Genomic DNA, 22,717 nt, shown 5'->3' with positions numbered 1-22,717 from the left:
CTGTCAGGCCTCTATCACAAGTACGGATGAAAACCTGATCGTGTTCCCTTGCGGGGCGCGCGGATGACGCGGACGCGCCCGCCGGGACGGACGCCACGTCCGCGCGGACCGCTCGCGTATCGGGGTGTTCGCCGACCCCGGTCCGGTGTCAAGATCCTTGCCTGGCTGGCGACTTGACGAAGAGTCAGGTGCACCGGGACGGCCGCGCGTACGCTGCGTGGCCACCGGTCAAGGGCACGACGGGGAGGAACACGGTCGATGAACGACGCGAGCGGACGCGGAGGCTGGCTGCGCAGGAGACGGGAGCGGCGCCTCGGGCAGAACCTCGACGCGCTCCAGGGCACGCTGGCGACGATGGGCATGACCTACGCGAGCCTGACGGAGCGGTTGGACCACCTGATCCTGGACGGCCGGATCGAGGAGGCGATGCGGCTGGCCGAGGCCGCGCGGGCCGGCGGGCAGCCCGACATGGTGGCGGGGGCCGAGATCTTCACCTGCCTGTGGGAGACGGCGAACGACCGCTACGCCGAGGCCCTCGCGGCGCTGGACCGCGCGCTGGCCCTCGTCGGAGCGGAGGCGGAACCGGACGTCGCCTACCACCGCGGCGTGATCTACACCCGAACGGGCGACCTCGAACGGGCGGCCGAACATCTCGCCCTGGCCGCCGACTCCGGCGTGGAGCGGGTGGCGGTGAACGCCGCCGTCGGCCTCGGTCATCTGTACGTGGAGGCCCGCCAGGACGAGCGCGCGCTGCCGTTGCTGCGCCGGGCGCACGCGTCCGGGCAGGCGTCCGTCGCCCCGCGCGCCGCGTTCGACCTCGCCGTGCTGGCGCAGCGCGCCGGTGACCTCGCCGCGGCCCGCGAGCTGTACGAGGAGGCCATGGGCGTCGACAGCCCCGCGATGGCGGAGCGGGCACGCATAGCGCTGAGCGAGGTGCTCGCCGAACTCGGCGCGTACGACGAGGCCAGGGCGTGCCTGGAGGCGCTGACCGAGGCGGACCCGGACCCCCACCTCGCCGCGGCGGTGGCGATCGACGTGGCCCGGATGTACCAGGCGGAGGGCGACCTGCGGGAAGCCGAACGGCGGTTGCGTACCGTCGCCGAGGCCCCGGCGCACCGGCACGTGCAGCGGGCCCGGCTCGTGCTCGGCACGCTGCTCGTCGAGTCCGGCGACACGGAGGGGGCGGTCGGCGAACTGCGCGCCGCCGCCGAGGGAGCGGACCCGGACCTGGCCCACGAGGCCGCCTTTCACCTGCGCGGCGCGCTGACCGACGACGCGCGGTTCCTGGTCACCGCCGACCCGGCCACGGTCATGCCCCTGCTCGACCTGGCGCCGGGCCCGGTCGCCGAGGTGTACCGGACCTCGGCCGAGGTGCACGCCCCCGCCTCCGCCGCCGTACGCCGCCAGGTGCTCGCGCTGGACGCCGCGCGCCGCGGGGACCTCGCGCTGTCGGCGCGGATCGGCGCGGTGCCGCTGCCGGACGCCCCCGCCCCTCGGTGGGGCCGCGTCGCGTGGTCCACCGGCACACAGCTCGGCGGGTTCCGCTTCACCATGGCGGCCCATGAGGGCTCGGTGACCTGCGTGCTCACGACCACGGTCGAGGGCCGTCCGGTCGCGGTCTCCGGCGGCGCGGACGGCGTGATCCGCGTAGGGGACCTGCTCACCGGAGAGGAGAGCGGTACGGCCCTGCGGGGGCACGAGGCCGAGGTGACCTCTCTGGCCGTGGCCGTGGTGGACGGCCGTACGCTGCTGGTCAGCGGAGGCCGCGACCGGACCGCACGCGTCTGGGACATGACGACGCGCCAGGCCGTCCGCCCGCCCCTGGCCGACCACCCGGACTGGGTGACCGCGGTGGCGACGGCCGTGGTCCGCGGCCGTGCCATGGCCGTCACGGGCGACGACCGGGGCACCGTACGCGTCTGGGACCTGGCCACGGGCAAGCAGGTCGGCGCGCCTCTGACCTCCGGCGCGTCGGTACGGGCGCTGGCGACGGCGGTGGTCGGCCGCCGGACGGTGGCGCTCGTGGGCGACGCCAAGGGGTTCGTACGGTTCTGGGATCTCGCCAAGGGCAAGCAGGTCAAGGAGCCGCTCGACCTCCGGAACGGCTCGGTGGAGTGTCTGACGACGGCGGTCGTGCAGGGCCGCACGGTCGGGATCGCCGGCGGCTTCGGCGGCGATGTCGTCGTCTGGGACCTGGCGACCGACGAGGCGGTGGGCGCGCCGCTCCCGGGTGACGTCAACTGGGCCCAAGGCGTGGCCCTGGCCTGGTCGGACGGCCATCCCTTCGTGGTCACCGGCGGCTCGGTCCGCGTGGCCCGGATCCGTGACCTGGCCACCGGCGAGGAGCTGGGGTCCGTCTTCACCGGGCCCGTCGGCTATGTCTCCGCGGTGGCCGTCGCCGAGGCCGAGGGGCGGCCCCTCGCCGTCCTCGCCTGCGCCGACGGCAAGCTCCGGGTGTGGGAACCGCCCCTCGACGCGCCCCCGTCCGACCCGCCGTCCGGCCATGACGACTCCGTGGCCTCGCTCACGACGACGGAACTGGACGGCCGCGCTCTGCTCGTCAGCGTCGACCAGGGCGGCACCGGCCGCATATGGGACCTGGCCACGGGCGAGCCGGTCGGTGAACCGCTCGTCGGCCACCGGAACATCCTGCGGGCCGTGACGACGGCGGAGATCGAGGGCCGCCTCACGGTGGTCACCGGCGCCTACAACGAGGACGTCAGGCTGTGGGACGCGGCCACCGGAGCCCCCCTGGGCGAACCGCTGACGCTCGACGGCGGAGTCGATTCCCTCGCGACGACACAGGTCGACGGCCGTCCCGTCCTGATCACCGGCGGCCTGCACGGAGAGGTCCACTTCTGGGATCTGACCACCCGTCGACTGCTGCACGGGCCGCTGCCGGGCCATGTCGACGGCGTCAAGGGCGTGGTCCTCGCACGGCTGGACGACCGGCCCGTCGTGGTCACCGTGGACGCCTCCGGTGTGGTCCTGGTCTGGGACCTGGCGACGGGCACCCAGGTCGGCACGCGCTTCACCGTCCTGGAGACGCTGGACGAGGACGACGAGCGCGAGGAACTCCCCGAACCGGAGGACGACGAAGACGACCCCGACGAGTACCTCGACGGGGTGGCGATCGTGGTCCTCGACGGCCGCCCGGTCCTCGTCACGACCTACGACGTGAGCGACAGGGCGGTCCTGCGGATGTGGGACCTGGCGACCGGTACGGCCGTGGGCGAGCCCTTGGCCGTGCACGACGTCCGGGCCTCCGCGCTCACGACCGCCGTCCTCGACGGCCGCACGGTCGCCCTCACCGGTGCCGACGACGGCAGGATCCGGACATGGGACCTGACCACCCGTGAACAGATCGGCGCCGACAGTGTGGTGACCTCCGGGGTCGACGCCTTGACGGTGGCACCCGACGGGCGACTGGCCGTGGCCTACGACTCGGAGGTGACGGTCCTGACCGAAGGGAACTGACCCTCTCCGGTGCGGTGAGGCCGTACGCGCTTCACCGCACCGGAGGCCAGTCAGGCCTCGGCCCCGGCCCGCTCGGGCGCGACGGCCTGCTCGGCACCGGCGGGGCGCGCGGCCGGGATCAGCGCCGCGATGCCCGCGGAGACGAGGGCGAGTACGCCGCCGACCAGCAGCGCGGTACGGAAGCCGCTCTCGGAGGCGAAGGTGTATCCCCCCATGGTGGTGGTCATCTGGGCGAGGATCACGCCGATGACGGCGGCGCCGATCGAGGTGCCCAGCGACCGCATCAGCGTGTTGAAGCCGTTGGCGGCGGCGGTCTCGGAGAGCGGGACGGAACTCATGATCAACGCGGGCATCGAACCGTAGGCGAGGCCCACACCGCTGCTGGTGACGATACCGACCAGCATCAGCCCCCAGGCGGAGCCCATGAGCGCCATGGACAGGCCGTAGCCCGCGGCGATGACCAGGGCACCGCTGATGAGGGTGAACTTCGGCCCGCGAGCGTTCGTGAGCATCCCGCCCAGCGGGGAGACGACCATCATCATGAGCCCGCCGGGCGCCATCCACAGACCGGCCGCCAGCATCGACTGGCCCAGCCCGTAACCGGTGGCCTTGGGGAACTGGAGCAACTGCGGCAACACCAGCATGCTGGCGTACATCCCGAAGCCGACGAAGACCGACGCCACGTTGGTGATCAGCACCCGGGGGCGGGCCGTGGTCCGCAGGTCGATCAGCGGCTCCTTGGTACGCACCTCCCACAGGCCCCAGCCCAGCAGCACCACGACGGCGGCGACGAACAGCCCGATCGTGGTCGCCGAACCCCAGCCCCAGTCGGCCCCGTTGGAGACCGCGAGCAGCAGACAGACCAGGCCGACGCCGAGACCGAGGGCGCCGAGAACGTCGAAGCGCTGCCCCTTGGCGCCGGCCGGCACGTCCGGGACCAGGAACCAGATCAGTACCGAGACAAGGGCGGCCAGGACCGCGGAGCCCCAGAACAGGACGCGCCAGTTCGCGTACTGGGCGACCGCCGCGGCGATCGGCAGGCCGAGGGCGCCGCCGATGCCCATGGAGGCGCTCACCAGGGCGATGGAGGAGCTGAGCTTCTCCGCGGGGACCACGTCCCGCAGGAGGGCGATGCCGAGGGGCAGCATGCCCATGCCCATGCCCTGTAGCCCACGCCCGACGATCATGGGCACGACGGAGGAGGAGAGGGCACACACCACCGAGCCCGCCACCAGGGGCACACAGCACACGAGCAGCATGCGGCGCTTGCCCACCAGGTCGCCGAGGCGCCCGGACACCGGGACGCAGACCGCCGCCACCAGCAAGGTGACCGTGATCACCCAGGCCGCGTTCGAGGACGTGGTGTGCAGGATCTGCGGCAGCTTCGCGATCAGCGGCGTGACCAGGGTCTGCATGATCGCCGCCGTGATACCGGCGAGCGCCAGGGTGGCGACCACGCCGCCTGAGCGGTCTGTTGACTGGGGGGCGCCCATAGGGGGACTCCTCGAATGTCTTTCGGGAACAGGGAGACAAGGATGTGCATCGTACACACGATATGCATCGACCACATGTTGTGGTACATACATGCCGCTGTGAGAGGATGAAAGGTGCCGCACGCTGGAGAGACGGAGCGCGACGGCCGCACGAAGCAGGAGGCTCCCGCACATGAACAGGCCGACGCACGAGGTCGAGTACGAGCAGATGCTGCTCAGCCGCCACAGCTTCCTGCACCAGAGAGGCGGCCGTCTCCAGAACAGCACCATGGAGCGCAGCGCCTACATCCTGCTCAGCCGCATACACGTGCAGGGGCCGATGTCGATCGGTGAACTGAGCGACGCCTTCGGGCTCGACGCCTCCACCCTCAACCGCCAGACCGCCGCCGCGATGCGCGCCGGTCTCGTCGAGCGCATCCCGGACCCGGACGGCGGCATGGCCCGCAAGTTCCGCATCACCGACCAGGGCGAACGCTCGCTGGAGGAGGAGCGCGCGGGCATCGTCGACAGCCTGGACCAGGTCATGGCCGACTGGCCGGAGGACGACATCGCCGCCTTCGCGGGCTACCTCAAGCGCTTCAACATCAGCATCGAACGCATCGCCGGTCGCCGCTGGCCCCGCCCGTAACAGGCGGCGAACCCATAGGCCCCGTACGAGCACCTGCGTCACGCACCGCGCCCGGCTGACTACGATCAGCCGGGACGTCGTAAGGAGCGGTGATGGCGCGCCAGGGGCATACGGACGGCAGTACGGAACCGGACGGCGAACCCGGGCGGGCGCTGCGCGTCGCCGTGGTGGTGCTGGTGGCCGCGTCCGGCGCGGTGGAGGCCATCTCGTTCACCGCCCTCGACCATGTCTTCGCCGGTGTCATGACGAGCAATCTGGCCCTGCTGGGCATGGCGATCGGCCGGTCCAGCGGCGCGGGCGTCACCGCCGCGCTGCTGGCGCTGGCGGGGTTCGGCGCGGGCGCGGCGGTGGTCGCCTGGGTGACCCACGGCCGCAAGGGCGTCCCCGCGTACTGGCCGCCCCGCGTGCTGCTCTGCCTGGCCGGTGAGGTCGCGCTGCTCGCGGTGGGCGCGGGCGTCTGGGCGGCCTCGGGCGGGGCGCCGGGGGCGGCGGCCCGGGACGCGTTGCAGTGCGGGGCGGCGCTGGCGATGGGCGCGCAGGCGGCGGCGATGGTGGCGGCCGGGCGGGCCGCGGCGCCGACGACGTATCTGACCGGGACGCTCGCCACCTACATCGTGCGGGGTGTGGGCCGGGCCCCCGCGCAGCCGGACCGATGGGTCCCGGCCCGGTTCGGGGCGCTGATCGCGGGCGCGGCGGCTGCCCTGGCACTGCGCCGGGCCGCGCCCGCGTGGGCCGGAACGCTCCCCCTGGTCCTGGTCACGGCCGCCGTCCTGACCGCCTGCGGCCCTCTCCTGGCGCGGCGGTCGGCGACGGGTGGCCGGACCGGTACGTAACGGAACGCGTGGGCCGCGCCTCAAACGTGACGGGCGCGGGCCGCGGCGAGGGCGGGCAGCAGTCGGTGCGCGTTGTCGTGGTTGATGTGGCGGCGCTGCCGCTCGTCCAGGGCGGGGTCGCTGTCGAACGCCGGGGTGGTGACGCCCGTGACCAGATGAGCGGGGGTGGGCGGCCAGTCGGTGCCGTACAGGATCCGGGAGGAACCCACCGCGGCCAGCAGACTCGGGGTGGCCGAGGGGGACATGGGTCCGGCCGTGTCGTAGTAGAAGCGGTGCAGGTAGTCGCGCACCTGGGCCGGCTCCACCTTGGGCTCCAGATGGTGGCCGAACACCTCGACCCGGCCCGCGATGTAGGGCAGGAAGCCGCCGCCGTGCGGCAGGATGAACGTGATGTTCGGGTACCGGTCCAGGGTCCCGTTGACGATGAGGCTGAGGGCCGCGCGGGTGGTGTCCATCAGGAAGTCGCACAGGAAGGGCGGGACCCCTTCGAGTCCGCCCTCCCCGCCGGGGACCTCCATCGGGTGCGTACTGACCACGGCCGAGCGTTCGTTGAGTTCCGCGAGGATCCGGTCCTGCGAGGGGTGCCCGAGATAGACGCCCTTCACGCTGGTGCGGACGCTGGCGCCGATCGCGCCGAGTTCGTCCATTCCGTGCGTGAGCGACCAGAGCGAGAGGTCGGGGCTCTCCAGGAAGACGGGGGTGTAGAACGCGAAGCGGTCGCCGTGGCTGTCGGCGAGGGCCCTGGCGGCCTCCAGGGCGATGCGCGCGCTCTCCTCGCGCAGCTTCGGTTCCTGGAGGCGTCCCAGCATGGCGACGGTGAAGACGCTGGTCCTGATGCCCGCCTCGTCCATCATCGCGAGAGCCGTGCCGGCGTCCCACCGGGTCCATGGCGGCAGGCTCTCGCGACGGATGATGTCCTTCCGCTCCGCCCAGTCGATCCACTCCGGCGCGGTGTAGTGGTGGTGTACGTCCACGCGCGCCGTGCGCGCATCGCCTGATGCCGATGGGCCGTTCTCCGTGTCGGCCATCGGAGCCGCGGCCGTGCGCAGCGATGTCATGGACAGACCCCAATCCTGGGTGGTGCCGGAAGAATTGACGAGTGCTTACGGGTCGTGGTGCGGTCAGCGTCCGAGGATCTTGAGCAGGGCGTCGGTCAACTCCCTCTCCCCGTCCGCCGGTTCGGCGTCGGACCGCCAGGCCACGAATCCGTCGGGCCGTACGAGGACCGCGCCCTGCGGCGTCGTGCCGTACACCGACGGCCAGTCCGGGCCGTCCCCGGTGCGCAGGTCGCACTCCGCGGTGTCACCGACCAGGTACGCGTCGAGCGGGACGTTGAGCCGCGCGCCCACGGCCTGGCCGGTCTGCCGCCACCGCGGGCCTCCGCAGAGCAGCACGAAGGAGCGCTCGTACAGGTCGATGGTGGACACCGTCACGCCGTCGCGCGTGACCCACAGGTGCGGTGCGCGGGTGCCGGGCCGGGCCCGCAGGTTCAACTGGTCCGGGATGATGGGCTCGTCCGCCGCCGCGCCGACGACCGCGTCGGACACGTACCGGTAGCCCAGCGCCGTGGTCATGAGGTCGGAGACCTCCGTGGACGTGGTCCTGACCGTGTAGCCGGGGTGCTGTTCGCGCGCCGCCTGCACCGTCGCCCGCGCGCTGGTGGCCTGCGCCACGGGGCGGCGCTCGACCCCGTAGCTGTCCAGGAGCTTCGGGTCCGCCCAGCCGCGCAGCACCGCCGCGACCTTCCAGGCGAGGTTGTGCGCGTCCTGGATACCGGTGTTGGAGCCGAAGGCGCCGGTCGGCGGCATCTCGTGCGCGGAGTCGCCGATGAGGAACACGCGGCCGTCCTGATAGCTGTTGGCCACGCGGTCCGCCGCGTGCCAGGGCGCGCGTCCGGTGATCTCGACGTCCAGGTCACGGACGCCGACCGCCGCCCGGATGTGCTCGATGCACCGGGTGTCGGTGAAGTACTCCTCGGTCTGGCCGCGTTCGGGGAACCACGGCACATGGAAGACCCACTGCTCCTCGTTGTCCACGGGCAGCAGCACGCCCTCGCCGTCGGGGTCGGTGACGTAGCAGACGACGAAGCGCTGCTCTCCGGTCACCTCGCGCAGCAGCTTGCTGCGGAAGGTGACGCTGATGTTGTGGAACAGATCGCCCGGTCCCGAGTGCTCGATGCCGAGCCGCTGGCGCACCGGGCTGCGGGGACCGTCGGCGGCCAGCAGGTAGTCGGCGTGCACCGTGCGGGTCTCACCGGATTCCCTGGACTGCACGAGGGCCCGCACGCCGTCGTCGTCCTGGGTGAAGGACAGCAGTTCCGTGCCGAAGCGCACCTCTCCGCCGAGGCTGCGGGCACCTTCGAGCAGCACCGGTTCCAGATCGTTCTGGCTGCACGCGCAGCGCACCGTCGAGCACACATCGGCCTCCGGCGCACGGCCGGTGATCCGTCCCGACAGCCAGCGCTGGTTCCCGCTGTGCAGGGTGTCCACCTGGAGAATTCCGTGGTTCCCCGACAACGTGGCGGCGGCCTTGCGGATATGCGGCTCGAGCCCGGCGGTGCGGAACAGTTCCATCGTCCGCATGTTGTTGCCACGGCCGCGTGGATGCGCCGAGGTGGCGGCATGGCGCTCGACGACACGATGCCGAATTCCGAGGCGCCCGAGGAAAACAGACGCGGACAGGCCTACGAGTGACCCCCCTACGATCAGGACGGGCACGTGGTCATTGCCGCGATCATTCATCATGTGTTCTCCTCTGCGGGAAGCATCTCTGTGGCGCAGCGGCCGAGGGTTTCCATGACGCACTCTTGGTCTTGTGCCACGCAGCGCGGGGCAGGACGCAGTAACCACCCGAACAGGGCAAGGCCTTCGAGGCGCCGCTCGGGTGATGTGCGCGTGGATGCGATCGGGCGAACCGCGTTTACGATCAAGATTCGGCCGGGGAGTGACTGAGGGCATCTCATGTATCCGCCGTCCCGCGGCCGGGGCGGAAGCCATTCAGGAAGGCTGAAGAATGACTCAGCTCGACGAACGGGACGCCACGGACTCGACAGCGGAGGCGGCCTCGGCGGCATCGCGCGGCTCAGCGGAGTATCGCGCCGATCCCTATCCGGTGTACGCGTGTCTGCGCGAGTCGGCCCCGGTCTGTCATCTGTCTCCGCCGCACGGAGTGGACACCTATCTGATCACGCGGTACGACGACGCGAAGGCCGCGCTGACGGACCCGCGGATCAGCAAGGACATGTACGCGGCCATGGACGCCTACCACACCATCTTCGGTGACTCGTCCGTGGCGCTCGACGACAACATGCTCTTCTCGGACCCGCCCAAGCACACGCGGTTGCGGCGCATCGTCAACAGCGCGTTCACTCCGCGGCGAATCGAGGCCCTGCGTCCGCGTATTCAGCAGATCACCGATGAACTGCTGGGGAAGTGCGTCACGACGGAACCCGTCGATCTGCTGTCGTCGTTCGCCTTTCCGCTGCCGCTCATCGTCATCTGCGAGTTGGTCGGTGTTCCCGAGAACGAGCGGGAGGACGTGCAGAAGTGGTGCGCCGTGGTGGCTCGTACGGGGTTCAGCAAGGCGGACAAGGACAAACTGGCGGTGGCGGAAGGGGCGTTGCGGGACTACTTCGCCGAACTCATCGCGCGCAAACGGGAGAACGCGTCCGATGACCTGCTCGGTGCGCTGATCCGTACGCAGGACGAACAAGGCGCCATGACCGACGGCGAACTCCTTTCCACGCTTTGGGTGTTGCTCTTCGCCGGGCACAAGACGACCGCGTATCTCATCGGCAACGCGGTGTTCAATCTGCTGACCCATCGCGATCAGTTGGAGAAGGTGCTGGCGGATCCGGACCTGCTGCCGAATGCGATCGAGGAGGTCATTCGCTTCGAGGGGTCGGTGGAGAACGCGACGTTCCGGCACGCGCTCGAGGACATCCCCATGCGGGACACGGTCATTCCCAAGGGATGTCTCGTCCAGGTGGCGGTGTCCTCCGCCAACCGGGACCCGGAGAAGTTCGAGTCGCCGGACACGTTCGACGTCGAGCGGAAGGGGCTGCAGAGCGCTCATCTCGGTTTCGGCAGCGGACCGCACTACTGCCTCGGTGCGCCCTTGGCCCGGATGGAAATGCGGATCGCGCTGACCACGCTCTTCGAGAAGTTCCCTCGGGTCGACCTCGTCGCTCCCGCGCAGGAGGCGGAGTGGCTCAAGGTGCCGTTCCCCGCGTTCCGGGGGCTGGAGCGGCTCCCCGTCGCCCTGGATCCGACACAGCTCTGACGTCGTCCTCCCCCACGCCCCCCGTACGGCCCGACCGGCCGTACGGGGGGCGACGTGTGGTCCCGGTGTGATCGACGCCCCATCCGTCCGTGCCGCCGTCTGCGTCAGACTGCTCCCAACCCCCGTGGTCGACACGGGAGAAGCGACCGTTGCGGTTTGAGGAGAGGCGTCCGTTGAACACTGCCACCGCGGCCACCGAGAGCTACTACGAACGCATAGACGAGCACCGTTACAAGCCCACGCCCCACGCGGGTGGTGCCTGGGACACCGACGAGCAGCACTTCAGCCCGCTCGGTGGTCTCGTCACGCATGCGATCGAGCGTCATCTGGCCGCGCGCCCGGATCATGACCTGCTGCTGTCCCGGATCAGCTTCGACATCCTCGGCCGGCTCGCCCTCGACGAGTGCGAGATCCAGGTGGAGACCGTCCGGCCCGGCCGCACGATCGAACTCCTCGAAGCCGTCGTCCGTATCGCGGACCGTCCGGTGGTGCGGGCCCGCGCCTGGTGCCTCGCCACCGTGGACACCACGGCCATAGCGGGTGGCCCCGACGGCCGGCTCCCCTCTCCCGAGGGGCTCGATCCCTGGCGGATGCGCGATCTGTGGCCCGGCGGCTTCATCGCCTCCGTGGACGTCCGCCCGGTCACCCCGCCGCAGCCGGGGCGGGCGACGGCCTGGGTCACCACGCCCCTCGGGCTGGTCGCCGGGGAGGAGACCGGCCCGGTGGCGTCGTACGTCTCCCTGGTCGACACCGCCAACGGCATCGCCGTACGGCAGCCGCCCACGGCCTGGATGTTCCCCAACGTGGACCTGACGATCCACCTCCACCGGCGGCCCGAGGGCCGCTGGACCGGGCTGGACACCTCCGTCACCTTCGGTCCGACCGGCCAGGGGGTCACCAGCACCGTGCTGCACGACATCGCCGGTCCGCTGGGGCATGCCGAGCAGATCCTCACGGTCCGTCCGCTGCCGGGCGCCTGAGCGGGCGGCACTGGGGACCGAAGACCAGTCGTGGAATGTTCAACCAACCCGTGGTGTTGTGCGTGGGCGAAGGAGGTCTCGAGTGGACACGACGTACTACGAGCACGGGACGCCCGCGGAGCGCTGGGAGCGGGCGCGGATGTTCTTCGACGCCAAGGACTACTACGCCGCGGCACGGGTCCTGGACGGGTTGGTCGACGAGGTGCCGGAGCAGACCGGGCCGCGGCTGCTGCTGGCACGCGCGTACTACCACTCGGCTCAACTCCGGCGCGCCGAGGCCGAGTTGCGCACCATCGTGGAGCGTGACCCGGTGGAGCGGTACGCCCGGCTGATGCTGGGGCGCACGCTCGAACGTCAGGGGCGCGGCGACGAGGCACGGCCGCATCTGCGGATCGCCTCGGCGCTCGCGGGTGAGGTTCCGGCGGAGTGATCCGCCGCGCGGCAGGCCAGCGGCGGCGGCCCGTGTCCGATGGGGCGGGCACGGGCCGTCTTCGCGTACCCGGTCAGCCCCGGTAGGCCTCCAGCAGGCGCAGCCAGACCTCGCTGATCGTCGGGAACGAGGGCACCGCGTGCCACAGGCGGCCGATCGGGACCTCTCCGGCGACGGCGACCGACGCGGAGTGGATCAGTTCGCCGACACCGGGGCCGACGAAGGTGACGCCCAGCAGGGTCTCGCTGTCGAGGTCGACGACCATGCGGGCGCGGCCTCGGTAGCCGTCGGCGTACAGGCTCGCGCCCGCCACCGACGACAGGTCGACGTCCACCGCGCGGACCCGGCGGCCCGCCCGTTCCGCCTCGGCGAGGGAGAGTCCGGCGGAGGCGGCCTCCGGGTCGGTGAAGACGACCTGGGGCAGCGCGGCGTGGTCGGCGGTCGCGGCGTGGGCACCCCAGGCGTCCGTCTCCAGCAGCGGCACCTGTGCGGCACGGGCCGCGATGACCGCGCCCGCGACCCGCGCCTGGTACTTGCCCTGATGGGTGAGGAGCGCGCGGTGGTTGACGTCGCCGACCGCGTAGAGCCAGTCGCTGCCCGTCACCCGCAGGGTGTCGTCGACCGTCAGCCAGGAACCGGGTTCCAGGCCGACCGTGTCGAGGCCGATGTCCTCGGTGCGGGGTGTCCGGCCGGTGGCGAAGAGGATCTCGTCGGCCTCCAGCCGGTCACCCGTGTCCGTGACGACCACGACGGTGTCCCCCTCGCGCCGGACCGACTCGACGGAGGTGCCCGTACGGACGTCCGCACCGGCCTCGGTGAGCGCCTCCGCGACCAGTTCCCCGGCGAAGGGCTCCATGCGGGTCAGCAGGCCCTTGCCGCGGACGAGCACGGTGACCTGGGAGCCGAGGGCCCGCCAGGCGGTGGCCATCTCGGCCGCGACCACACCGCCGCCGACGATGATCAGCCGCTCGGGGACGTACTTCGCGCTGGTCGCCTCGCGGCTCGTCCAGGGCCTGACCTCGGCGATCCCCGGCAGGTCGGGCAACTGCGCGCCGCTGCCGGTGCACACGGCCACCGCGTGCCGGGCCGTGAGGACGTGGTTCTCGTCTCCGGGGCCGGTCACCGTGACCCTGCGCGGCCCGGCCAGCCGCCCCTGGCCCCGGTACAGGTCGGCGCCGATGCCGTCCAGCCAGACGACCTGGCCGTCGTCCTTCCAGTCGGAGACCATGGCGTCGCGGTGGGCGAGGACCGCGGGCACGTCGAGGGAGCCCGCCGCCGCCTGGCCGACGCCCGGGACACGGCGGGCGTCCGCGCGGGCGATGACCGGGCGCAGCAGGGCCTTGCTGGGGATGCAGGCCCAGTACGAGCACTCGCCGCCGACCAGTTCGCTCTCCACGATCGCGGTGGACAGCCCGGCCGCACGGGTGCGGTCCGCGACGTTCTCCCCCACGGGCCCGGCACCGAGCACCACGACGTCGTAAGCGATGGGATCCGTTTCCGTCATGGGCCCAGTCTGGTGGGTGGTGTGCGCGGTGGCCACACGGGTACACGCGCGGAATACATGGCCGCGGCGTGCCGTTGACGAGGCGAGCCGAACACCAGGAAGCAGGGATACACACCATGAGCAGCACCGTGGAGCTCACCAAGGAGAACTTCGACCAGATGGTCCAGGACAACGAGTTCGTCCTGATCGATTTCTGGGCGTCCTGGTGCGGGCCGTGCCGTCAGTTCGCGCCGGTCTACGAGAAGGCCGCGGGTGCCAACCCCGACCTGGTGTTCGGCAAGGTGGACACCGAGGCGCAGCCCGAGCTGGCGGCGGCCTTCGGTATCCAGTCGATCCCGACGCTGATGATCGTCCGGGATCAGGTCGCCGTGTTCGCGCAGCCGGGCGCGCTGCCGCAGGACGCGCTGGACGATCTCATCGGGCAGGCCCGCGAGCTGGACATGGACGAGGTCCGCAAGGCGGTCGCCGCACAGCAGGCGCAGGGCGAGGGCAGCGGTCAGTGACGTCGGGGGCGGTCGGAGCCCTGACCGCCCTCACCGCCCCCACTTCTCAAGGCCCGCGCCACACGTTGTCGAAGGCCGCCTTCTCCACGGCGCGCCGCTGTCGTACGGCGGTCAGTTCCGTCACCGCGTCGTCGACGGCGGCCAGGACGGTCGTCGTCGCCGCGCCGGTCTCCTCCGGGAGTTCGCCGGCCGGTGTCTCGCGGATCCCGACGGCTGTCGCGAGCGTGGCGAGCACGGGCTCCTGCGCGGCCCAGCGGTCCGCCGCCTCGCACCGGGCGAGCGAGTCGGCCAGCGCCGCCTCCCCGGTCCAGGACGGCAGCCAGCGGCGTTGCGGCCGGGTGAGCAGGCCTTCCTCCTCGAAGCCGGCCAGGTAGGTGGCGGACAGGCCGCGGCCCCGGCGCCACAGCCAGTCCTCGACCGACTCGTACGGCGGCTGCCGCACGAGCGAGGACCCGGCCTCCGCCAGCAGACGGTCGTCCGTCACGGGCGGATCGCTCGGCACGATGAGGTCGCCGTCCAGGAGGAGGGCCCGGACGTCCATGAGGTCGATCAGCTCGGCTCCCGCGAGCGCGAGCGACAGGTCGCCCTGTTCCACGGGACGGCGGGGAGCGGCGTCCAGGGCGACGATCAACAGGTCCCGTGCGGTGGTCATGCCTGGCTCCCTGTCGACGGCATCAGTGGCAGGTCCTCGTAGCAGAGCAGGTCCGTGGCTGAGCGGACGCCTACGGCGACAGTAGCGCGGCCACCTCTCTCCTGTCCCGGCCGTCGTCCCCACCAGATGCACCCCGGGCACGAGACCGCGATTCTGGAGGCAGGGGGCAGATCCACCAAGGAGGACATGATGTCTGTGATGGACAAGCTCAGGCATCTGCTTTCGGGCCACGAGGACCAGGAGAGCAAGGGCATCGACCAGGGCGGTGACTACATCGACGACAGGACCCAGGGCAGGTACTCGGATCAGATCGACCAGGGCGAGCAGACGGCCCAGGACCGGATGCGGTCGCAGCAGGACGACACCCCGCCCCAGTAGCCCCGAACCCGGACAGCACGGATCGGCACCGGCCGTCGCCTCGGCAACGGCCGTGCCCGCGGGCCGGGTTGACGTCGCTGTCGCCGTACAGCACGCCGACCCGGTCTTCGCGCTGCGCGGGCGAGGCTCTACCGTGGAGCCGCGTGACTGCCTTTACCGATGAAGACATCCCCGGCCGCTACGGCGCGTCCGCGACCACCGAGGCCGACCCGCGGGACGTGGGCCGCGTACGGACCGAGTACTCCCCCTCGCACGACGGCGATCCCGACCCCGGTGAGATCGTGTGGACCTGGGTGCCGTTCGAGGAGAACGACGGGCGCGGCAAGGACCGTCCGGTGCTCGTGGTCGCCCGGGAGGCCGCCGGGACGGTGCTCGCCGTGCAGTTGACGAGCAAGCGGCATGACGGCGAGCGGGACTACGTGCCGATCGGCAGCGGCCCCTGGGACCGGACGGGGCGCGACTCCTGGGTGGACGTCGACCGCGTACTGCGTCTGCGCGACGGCGGTATGCGGCGGGAGGCGTGCGCCCTGGACCGGATGCGGTTCGACCTCGTACGGCAGCGGCTGCGGGAGCGGTACGGCTGGAACTGAGGTCTGAGGTCTGAGGACGGTCCGGGTCAGCCGGGTATGGGCGCGCCCAGCTCGGCGAATACGCGTTCGAACGCGGCGCGTGTCGTCGTTCCTCGTGTGCGGTCCAGGACGGCGAAGACGACCTCCTCGAAGCAGCCCTCGAACCGCCCCCCGACCAGGAGTTCATGGAACGCCCCGGCCACCTGCGCCGGGTCGTTCCGGAACACGCCGCAGCCCCAGGCGCCGAGTACCAGCCGTCCGTAGCCACAGACAACCGCTGTCTCCAGGACGCGTTCGGCACGGGCTGCGAGGGCGCGCGGCACCTCCGTGACACGGTCCGGTGCCTTCTGCCGTACGACGCCCGCGTTCGGTGCCGCGGCGGTCAGGAAGCCGACCTCGTACGGCGTGTCGAGCAGGTTCCCGCGGTCGTCGCGGAAGATGGGGACGGCGGGTGAATGGATGACACGGTCCGTGTAGAACGGGTCGCGGTGCTCGCGGTGGTGGTCGTAGAACTCCCGCGCCTCACGGACGCACGCGTACAGCGCGGAGGCCCGGCACAGGGCCTCCTCCTGGGCCTGCGCGCCGTTGAGGAAGCCGCCGCCGGGGTTGCGCGCGGAGGCGAAGTTCAGCACGGCCACCGGATCACTCGATCGGGTGACGAGGCGGTGGGCCGCTTCCAGACTGCTCTCCCCGGTGACCTCGAAGGCCGTGACGACCGCGGCCCGCGGCCCGATCCGCGGCACGGGGACCGGGCCCGGTCCGAACATCCGCGTGCCCGCGCGGGCGGCCTCGACCGCCGCCGCGAGAGGCACCGTACGCCCGTCGGACCCGCGGTAGCCGCCCGCCTCGACGATCTCCTGCGTCTGCTGTGCGATCCCCCGCAGGCGTGCGCTCACGGCGCCACCCCCGTGGGCGCCGTGAGGCCACCGCGAGCGACCTCCCCCGGCGTAGCGCCGGTCTCCCCCATCGTGCTCATGAACGCATGGTGAGCGATGCTGGTCCTGCGTCGCAACGGAGTTTCCCGGTCCGGTGACCGCCGTTCCAGGACCGGGAGGACAGTGGCCGAGTCGCTGGGAACGCACCACCGGGCGCCCTTGTCGGATTCCGTACGAGGGTCTTGGGTGGACGGGCGACACCGGCCCGGCGCATCCGACCGCGGGTCGGCGACATCGTGGAATCTCAGGAGGATCCTGACATGTCCGATGCGGTGAGTGACAGTACGGAGTCCCGCTCCGTAGTCACCGAGGCCGAGGTGGAGGCGCTGATCCACGGCATCTGTTTCAAGACCGGACCACCCCGCCGACTCGGTGTCGAAGTGGAGTGGTTCGTCCATGAGCTGCGTGACCCGCGGCTCCCGGTCCCGTCCGAACGTCTCGAAGCGGCCTACACGGCGCTGCGGACCCTGCCCCTGAGTTCGGCGCTCACGATCGAACCCGGCGGCCAGTTGGAGCTGAGTTCCGCTCCGGCCGCCTCCCTGATGGAGTGCGTGGGGTCCGTCTCCGCCGACCTCGACGCCGTCCGCGCCCTGCTCCGCTCGGCGGGGCTCGGTCTCAGCGGCTACGGCCACGATCCCTGGAACCCCCCGCGCCGCTACCTTCGCGAGCCGCGCTACGACGCCATGGAGAGCTACCTCGACCGCACCGGTCCCGAGGGCCGGTGCATGATGTGCTCCTCCGCCTCCGTCCAGGTCTGTCTGGACGCGGGATACGAGGAGCCGGGACCGCTCGGGTACGGGCGGCGCTGGTGGCTGGCACACCATCTGGGCGCGGTGCTGGTCGCCGCGTTCGCCCACTCCCCCGTGGCCCGGGGCCGTCCGACGGGCTGGCGCTCGACACGGCAGTCCCTGTGGGCGGCCATGGAACCGGGGCGCTCCTGCGCGCCGCGTATGAACGGCGATCCGCGCGGCTCCTGGGCCCGGCATGTGCTGGACGCGCCGGTGATGTGCGTCCGGGCCGAGAGCGGGCCGTGGCGAGTGCCGGAGGGCATGACCTTCCGGGCCTGGACCCGTTCCGACCGTCCCCCGGGCCGCGGCGACCTGGACTACCACCTGACGACCCTGTTCCCGCCCGTCCGGCCCCGCGGCCATCTCGAACTCCGCATGATCGACGCCCAGCCGGGCGACGACGGCTGGGTCGTGCCGCTCGCCGTGACGGCCGCGCTCTTCGACGACCCCGAGGCCACCGAGACCGCCTACCGGACCGTCAAACGCCTTGCGGAGCGGGCCGCTTCACAGCCTCCCCCGGGCAATCCGCTGTGGGTCGCCGCCGCGCGCGACGGCCTGACCGACCCCGAACTGCACGAGGTCGCCGCCCTCTGCTTCACCGCCGCGATCGAGGCGCTGCCCCGGCTCGGCGCCACGGGTGAAGTCCTCGGCGCCGTCGCGGAGTTCACCGACCGCTATGTGGCCCGGGGCCGCTGCCCCGCCGACGATCTGCTGCCCAGGGTCTACGGGAAGGACATCCGCACATGACCGACGAGACATCGCCGTTCGACCCGGACGCCCTGCGCGAGCGGGCCCTGGACGCGCTCACCACGGCCCGTGACCGCACCGCGCTGCTGACCACCTGCGTCGACGAACCCGATCTCGTGGCCCAGCACTCGCCGTTGATGTCACCGCTGGTCTGGGACCTCGCGCACATCGGCAACCAGGAGGAGCTGTGGCTGCTGCGCACGGTCGCGGGGCGGGCGGCGATGCGGCCCGAGATCGACGGCCTGTACGACGCCTTCGAGCATCCGCGCGCCGAGCGTCCCTCCCTGCCGCTGCTGCCGCCCGACGAGGCCCGCCGCTACGCCGCCGAGGTGCGCGGCCGTGCTCTCGACGTGCTGGAGAGCACACCGCTGGAGGGACGGCGGCTGACCGAGGCGGGGTTCGCCTTCGGCATGATCGCCCAGCACGAACAGCAGCACGACGAGACGATGTTGATCACCCATCAGCTCCGCAAGGGGCCGCAGGTGCTCACCGCGCCGGACCCGGCGCCCGCGCCCGCGTACCCCGGGCCTGCCGAAGTCCTCGTCCCCGGCGGCCCGTTCACCATGGGCACCTCCACCGAGCCCTGGGCACTGGACAACGAACGCCCCGCGCACCAGCGCGCGGTCCCGGCCTTCCACATCGACACCACCCCCGTCACGAACGCCGCCTACCGGGCCTTCATCGAGGACGGGGGCTACGACGACGCGCGCTGGTGGACGCCCGAGGGCTGGGACCACGTCCGCGCGCACGGCCTCCGGGCGCCGCTGTTCTGGCGCCGCGAGGGCGGTCAGTGGCTGCGGCGGCGGTTCGGCGCCACCGAGGTCGTACCGCCGAACGAGCCGGTGCTGCACGTGTGTTGGTACGAGGCCGACGCGTATGCGCGCTGGGCGGGGCGCCGACTGCCCACCGAGGCCGAGTGGGAGAAGGCGGCCCGCCACGACCCGGAGACGGGCCGCTCCCGGCGCTACCCCTGGGGCGACGCCGACCCGACGCCCGAGCACGCCAACCTCGGACAGCGGCATCTGCGCCCCGCGCCCGCAGGAAGTTACCCGGCCGGGGAATCACCGCTGGGGGTACGGCAGTTGATGGGTGACGTGTGGGAGTGGACATCGAGCGACCTGTTGCCGTACCCCGGGTTCACCGCGTTTCCGTACAAGGAGTACTCCGAGGTGTTCTTCGGACCGGAGTACAAGGTGCTGCGGGGCGGTTCGTTCGCCGTGGACCCGGTGGCCTGCCGGGGCACGTTCCGTAACTGGGACTATCCGGTACGGCGGCAGATCTTCTCCGGATTCCGCACGGCACGGGACGCCTGATGTGCCGTCATCTCGCGTACCTGGGACCCGAGGAGCCGCTGGGGCGGCTCCTCGTGGAACCGCCGCACAGCCTCTACCGCCAGGCGTGGGCCCCGCGGCAGCAGCTCCACGGGACCGTCAACGCCGATGGTTTCGGCATCGGTTGGTATGCGCAGGGGGACCCGGTACCGGCTCGCTACCGCCGGTCCGGCCCCCTGTGGGGCGACCAGTCCTTCGCCGATCTGGCCCGTGTCGTCCGCTCCGGTGCCTTCCTGGGCGCCGTACGGGACGCGACCGTGGGCGGCGCCGACGGGGAGGCCGCGGCGGCGCCGTTCGCCGCGGGCCCCTGGCTGTTCAGCCACAACGGGGCCGTCACCGGATGGCCCCGTTCGATGGCCGCGCTCACCCGGTCGCTGCCCCCGGTCGACCTGCTGTCGCTGGAGGCGCGCTGTGACGCGGCGTTCGTCTGGGCGTTGCTGCTGCACCGGCTGCGCGACGGGGACCCGGAAGGGCAGGCGCTGGCCGACACGGTGCAGGAGGTGGCCGCGGCGGCCCCCGACTCCCGGCTCGTGCTGCTGCTCACCGACGGCGAGACGATCACGGCGACCGCCTGGGGCGACACCCTCTGGTATCTCACCGACCCCGGACTCGGGGAGCCCGCCGTCGTCGTGGCCTCCGAGCCCTACGACGACGACCCGTGCTGGCAGGAGGTCCCCGACCACACCCTGCTCACGGCGAGCCGCACCGATGTCCTGCTCACTCCGCTCAAGGACCCCGCCGCCGACCCCGGCGACACCTCCCCCCACGACCCCCGCGACGCCATGGCGCCCCCACCACCCAAGGAGTCAAGCCCGTGAGCCCGTTCCGCGTGACCCGCACCCTCCCCCTCGACGCCACGGACGCCGCACTGCGCGACGACGTGCTGCACGGCCTCACCCTCCCTCAGTCCCTCGACCCCGGAGACGACGGGGGCGGTCCCGTACTCAAGACGCTGCCACCCAAGTGGTTCTACGACGCGTACGGCAGTGAACTGTTCGAGCGGATCACCGAGTTGCCCGAGTACTACCCGACGCGCGCCGAACGGGAGATCCTGCTCGCCCGCTCCGGGGAGATCGCCGCCGCGACCGGCGCACGGACCCTGATCGAGCTGGGCTCGGGCTCCTCCGAGAAGACCCGGCACCTGCTGGACGCGCTCACCGGCCTGCGCTCCTACGTACCCGTCGACGTCAGCGAGAGCGCGCTGCGCCAGGCGGGGCAGGCGCTGCTCGCCGAGCGGCCGGACCTCGACATCCACGCGCTCATCGCGGACTTCACCAGCGGCCTCACCCTGCCGGAGGGCACGCCCGGCCCCCGTCTGGTCGCCTTCCTGGGCGGCACGATCGGCAATCTCGTCCCGGCCGAGCGCGCCGCGTTCCTCGCCTCCGTACGGTCCCTGCTGGAGCCCGGGGACGCGCTGCTGCTCGGCACCGACCTGGTGAAGGACCCGTCGGTCCTGGTGGCCGCGTACGACGACGACGCCGGGGTGACCGCCGCGTTCAACAAGAACGTCCTGGCCGTCGTCAACCGCGAGTTGGGCGCCGACTTCGACCTCGCCGCGTTCACGCATGTGGCCCTGTGGGACGCCGAGCACGAGTGGATCGAGATGCGGCTGCGCTCGCGCACGGCCCAGACCGTGAAGATCCCCGCGCTCGGTCTCGCGGTCGACTTCGCGGCGGGCGAGGACCTGCGCACGGAGGTGTCGGCGAAGTTCCGCAAGGAGCGCGTACGCCAGGAACTGACCGCCGCCAGACTGGACTTGACGCACTGGTGGACGGACGAGGAGCGAAGGTTCGCGTTGTCCCTGAGCGTGGCGCGCTGACGACGGCCCGCGCGCCGTGTGCTCATCCCTCGCCGAGGGTGCGGGTGATACGGCGTGAGGCGCTGGTCGCCTCGACCGCCGGGTCCGCGCCCCGCAACACCTTGGTCATCCAGGTCTTGATCGGGTTGTCCGCCTCGACCGCCGCCCAGGCGGGCGCGGCGGGCGTCGCCCGGCCGTGCGCCGCGCCCGCGGCCATGGCGGCGGCGCCCTCCTCGCCCGCGACGGCTTCCGCCAGGGTCGTCTTGTTGGGCACGTAGTCCATCGTGCGGGCCAGGTCGGTCTGCCAGGTGGCGCTGGTGAGCGCGGCGACGACGGCGGTGGCGGCGCGGCGGTCGCCGGTGTTCTTGGGGACGACGAGGTCGGAGCCGCCGGTGAAGACGGCACCGGGCCGGTCGGCCGTCTTGCCGGGGACCGGGAAGTGCCCCAGCTTGTCCTTGAGTTCGGGGTTCTTGTCCACGATGGCCTGGGCGAGTCCGGGCACGGCCACGATCTGCGCCACGTGCCCCTTCGCGAACACCCCGGACTGCGGCGGGTGTTCCTCGTCGGCGGCCACGGGTCCCTCGCCCAGCGCGTGGAGTTGCTGGTAGAACCGCATGGCGCGCGCCGCGGCGGGGGTGTCCAGGGTGCCTTCCCAGCTCCCGGCCGAGGACTGCTTGGCCAGGTCGCCGCCCTCGTCCCAGATGAAGCCGGACAGGGTGTACCAGTCCTGCCCCGCCAGGTAGATCCCTTGGTTCCCGGCCGTGTTGAGCTTCGCCGTGTCCGTGAGCCACTGCTCGCGCGTCTTCGGCGGCTCGGCGATACCGGCCTGCGCGAAGAGGTCCTTGCGGTAGATGACGACGCGGTTGGCGGCGTACCAGGGAATGCCGTACTGGTGCCCACGGTAGCTGCCCGGCTGGGCGAGTCCGGGGAGCCAGTCGTCCCTGCCCCAGTCGCGCATCGACTCCAGGGTCAGGTCGAGCAGTCCGCCCCCGTCGACGTACTGCGCGACCTGGGTGTTGCCGACCTCGATGACATCGGGGCCGTCGCCGTCGCTCCCCTTGAGCGCCGCCTGGACCTTCTCGCCGATGCCGGTCCACTGCTGGATGCGGATGTCGAGGCGCAGGTCGTCGTGGGTCCGCTCGAAGTCCTTGGTGAACCGGTCGAGGAACGCCGCCGAGGCGCTGTCCTTCATCAGCCACACCGTGACCGTGCGCCGTTCCGGTCCGCTGTCGGGGAGGACCGAGCATGCGGTGAGGAGGGACGTGGATACGCAGACGAGGGCGAGGAGGCGATGTCTCACGGAGGGTCCTGTTCAGCCTTGCGGGCAAGCGGCGAGGGGGCCCGACGTGGGGGGAGGAGCGACAGCGCTCGTACGGGGTGCCCCGATTTT

The 22,717-nt window shown here is 71.8% G+C and carries 20 protein-coding genes; 13 read left to right on the top strand and 7 right to left on the bottom strand.

Features of this window, described 5'->3' with window-relative positions; translation table 11 throughout:
- Window positions 1-258 precede the first annotated feature (258 nt).
- A complete protein-coding gene (locus ACZ60T_RS12925; RefSeq protein ID WP_469665896.1) occupies window positions 259-3,477 on the top strand; it encodes a tetratricopeptide repeat protein in 3,219 nt (1,072 codons plus the stop codon).
- A 50-nt stretch (window positions 3,478-3,527) separates the two neighbouring features.
- Here the strand turns inward: ACZ60T_RS12925 and ACZ60T_RS12920 are convergent, their stop codons facing one another.
- Window positions 3,528-4,970, bottom strand: coding sequence for an MFS transporter (locus ACZ60T_RS12920; protein WP_365626740.1), 1,443 nt, complete (start codon window positions 4,968-4,970; stop codon window positions 3,528-3,530).
- Between the two features lie 172 nt (window positions 4,971-5,142).
- Here ACZ60T_RS12920 and ACZ60T_RS12915 point away from each other — a divergent pair, with 172 nt between their 5' ends.
- Window positions 5,143-5,598, top strand: a complete 456-nt coding sequence (locus tag ACZ60T_RS12915) for a MarR family winged helix-turn-helix transcriptional regulator (RefSeq protein WP_365626737.1) — start codon at window positions 5,143-5,145, stop codon at window positions 5,596-5,598.
- A gap of 92 nt (window positions 5,599-5,690) precedes the next feature.
- The gene (locus tag ACZ60T_RS12910) at window positions 5,691-6,431 is read left to right on the top strand and encodes a DUF1275 family protein (protein WP_469665895.1); all 741 of its coding nucleotides are present in this window, start codon (window positions 5,691-5,693) and stop codon (window positions 6,429-6,431) included.
- Between the two features lie 20 nt (window positions 6,432-6,451).
- Here the strand turns inward: ACZ60T_RS12910 and ACZ60T_RS12905 are convergent, their stop codons facing one another.
- Together ACZ60T_RS12905 and ACZ60T_RS12900 are read right to left on the bottom strand one after the other, a co-directional pair.
- Entirely contained in the window at window positions 6,452-7,489 is a 1,038-nt protein-coding gene (locus ACZ60T_RS12905) for an amidohydrolase family protein (protein WP_469665894.1), read from the bottom strand.
- A 63-nt stretch (window positions 7,490-7,552) separates the two neighbouring features.
- On the bottom strand, window positions 7,553-9,172 hold the full coding sequence (locus ACZ60T_RS12900; RefSeq protein ID WP_469666081.1) for an FAD-dependent oxidoreductase: 1,620 nt from the start codon (window positions 9,170-9,172) through the stop codon (window positions 7,553-7,555).
- Window positions 9,173-9,443: 271 nt separating this feature from the next.
- Here ACZ60T_RS12900 and ACZ60T_RS12895 point away from each other — a divergent pair, with 271 nt between their 5' ends.
- The 3 genes from ACZ60T_RS12895 to ACZ60T_RS12885 all read left to right on the top strand — a co-directional run bounded on the left by ACZ60T_RS12895 (window position 9,444) and on the right by ACZ60T_RS12885 (window position 12,122).
- The gene (locus tag ACZ60T_RS12895) at window positions 9,444-10,712 is read left to right on the top strand and encodes a cytochrome P450 family protein (RefSeq protein ID WP_469665893.1); all 1,269 of its coding nucleotides are present in this window, start codon (window positions 9,444-9,446) and stop codon (window positions 10,710-10,712) included.
- Window positions 10,713-10,885: 173 nt separating this feature from the next.
- Complete coding sequence (locus tag ACZ60T_RS12890) at window positions 10,886-11,692, top strand: thioesterase family protein (protein ID WP_469665892.1); 807 nt, start codon at window positions 10,886-10,888, stop codon at window positions 11,690-11,692.
- A gap of 82 nt (window positions 11,693-11,774) precedes the next feature.
- Window positions 11,775-12,122, top strand: a complete 348-nt coding sequence (locus tag ACZ60T_RS12885; protein ID WP_365626722.1) for a tetratricopeptide repeat protein — start codon at window positions 11,775-11,777, stop codon at window positions 12,120-12,122.
- A gap of 73 nt (window positions 12,123-12,195) precedes the next feature.
- Here ACZ60T_RS12885 and ACZ60T_RS12880 read toward each other — a convergent pair whose 3' ends face one another.
- Window positions 12,196-13,626, bottom strand: coding sequence for a dihydrolipoyl dehydrogenase family protein (locus tag ACZ60T_RS12880; RefSeq protein WP_469665891.1), 1,431 nt, complete (start codon window positions 13,624-13,626; stop codon window positions 12,196-12,198).
- A gap of 116 nt (window positions 13,627-13,742) precedes the next feature.
- Here ACZ60T_RS12880 and trxA point away from each other — a divergent pair, with 116 nt between their 5' ends.
- Window positions 13,743-14,129: a thioredoxin gene (gene trxA / locus ACZ60T_RS12875; RefSeq protein ID WP_365626716.1), complete on the top strand. Its 387-nt coding sequence runs from the start codon at window positions 13,743-13,745 to the stop codon at window positions 14,127-14,129.
- Between the two features lie 46 nt (window positions 14,130-14,175).
- Here trxA and ACZ60T_RS12870 read toward each other — a convergent pair whose 3' ends face one another.
- Complete coding sequence (locus tag ACZ60T_RS12870; RefSeq protein ID WP_469665890.1) at window positions 14,176-14,781, bottom strand: GOLPH3/VPS74 family protein; 606 nt, start codon at window positions 14,779-14,781, stop codon at window positions 14,176-14,178.
- 186 nt (window positions 14,782-14,967) lie between these two features.
- On the opposite strand from ACZ60T_RS12870, the gene ACZ60T_RS12865 reads away from it, so the two are divergent.
- Together ACZ60T_RS12865 and ACZ60T_RS12860 are read left to right on the top strand one after the other, a co-directional pair.
- On the top strand, window positions 14,968-15,159 hold the full coding sequence (locus tag ACZ60T_RS12865; RefSeq protein WP_365626709.1) for an antitoxin: 192 nt from the start codon (window positions 14,968-14,970) through the stop codon (window positions 15,157-15,159).
- 143 nt (window positions 15,160-15,302) lie between these two features.
- Window positions 15,303-15,749, top strand: a complete 447-nt coding sequence (locus ACZ60T_RS12860) for a type II toxin-antitoxin system PemK/MazF family toxin (RefSeq protein ID WP_365626706.1) — start codon at window positions 15,303-15,305, stop codon at window positions 15,747-15,749.
- 26 nt (window positions 15,750-15,775) lie between these two features.
- Here the strand turns inward: ACZ60T_RS12860 and ACZ60T_RS12855 are convergent, their stop codons facing one another.
- The gene (locus tag ACZ60T_RS12855; RefSeq protein WP_469665889.1) at window positions 15,776-16,624 is read right to left on the bottom strand and encodes a TIGR02452 family protein; all 849 of its coding nucleotides are present in this window, start codon (window positions 16,622-16,624) and stop codon (window positions 15,776-15,778) included.
- Between the two features lie 299 nt (window positions 16,625-16,923).
- Here ACZ60T_RS12855 and egtA point away from each other — a divergent pair, with 299 nt between their 5' ends.
- The 4 genes from egtA to egtD are packed head-to-tail and all read left to right on the top strand — an operon-like array spanning window position 16,924 to window position 21,348.
- Entirely contained in the window at window positions 16,924-18,198 is a 1,275-nt protein-coding gene (gene egtA / locus ACZ60T_RS12850) for an ergothioneine biosynthesis glutamate--cysteine ligase EgtA (RefSeq protein WP_469665888.1), read from the top strand.
- Window positions 18,195-19,511: an ergothioneine biosynthesis protein EgtB gene (egtB, locus tag ACZ60T_RS12845; RefSeq protein WP_469665887.1), complete on the top strand. Its 1,317-nt coding sequence runs from the start codon at window positions 18,195-18,197 to the stop codon at window positions 19,509-19,511. The genes egtA and egtB overlap by 4 nt, the downstream gene beginning before the upstream one ends.
- A complete protein-coding gene (gene egtC / locus ACZ60T_RS12840; RefSeq protein WP_469665886.1) occupies window positions 19,511-20,347 on the top strand; it encodes an ergothioneine biosynthesis protein EgtC in 837 nt (278 codons plus the stop codon). The genes egtB and egtC overlap by 1 nt, the downstream gene beginning before the upstream one ends.
- Window positions 20,344-21,348: an L-histidine N(alpha)-methyltransferase gene (gene egtD / locus ACZ60T_RS12835; RefSeq protein ID WP_469665885.1), complete on the top strand. Its 1,005-nt coding sequence runs from the start codon at window positions 20,344-20,346 to the stop codon at window positions 21,346-21,348. Before egtC ends, egtD begins: the two co-directional genes overlap by 4 nt.
- 22 nt (window positions 21,349-21,370) lie before the next feature.
- Here egtD and ACZ60T_RS12830 read toward each other — a convergent pair whose 3' ends face one another.
- A complete protein-coding gene (locus ACZ60T_RS12830; RefSeq protein WP_469665884.1) occupies window positions 21,371-22,627 on the bottom strand; it encodes an extracellular solute-binding protein in 1,257 nt (418 codons plus the stop codon).
- Between the last annotated feature and the right edge of the window lie 90 nt (window positions 22,628-22,717).

It is taken from the genome of Streptomyces sp. NPDC104371, assembly GCF_055583785.1.
The sequence above is the reverse complement of the archived record's forward strand: the minus strand, read 5'-3'. Positions and strand labels throughout refer to the sequence as shown.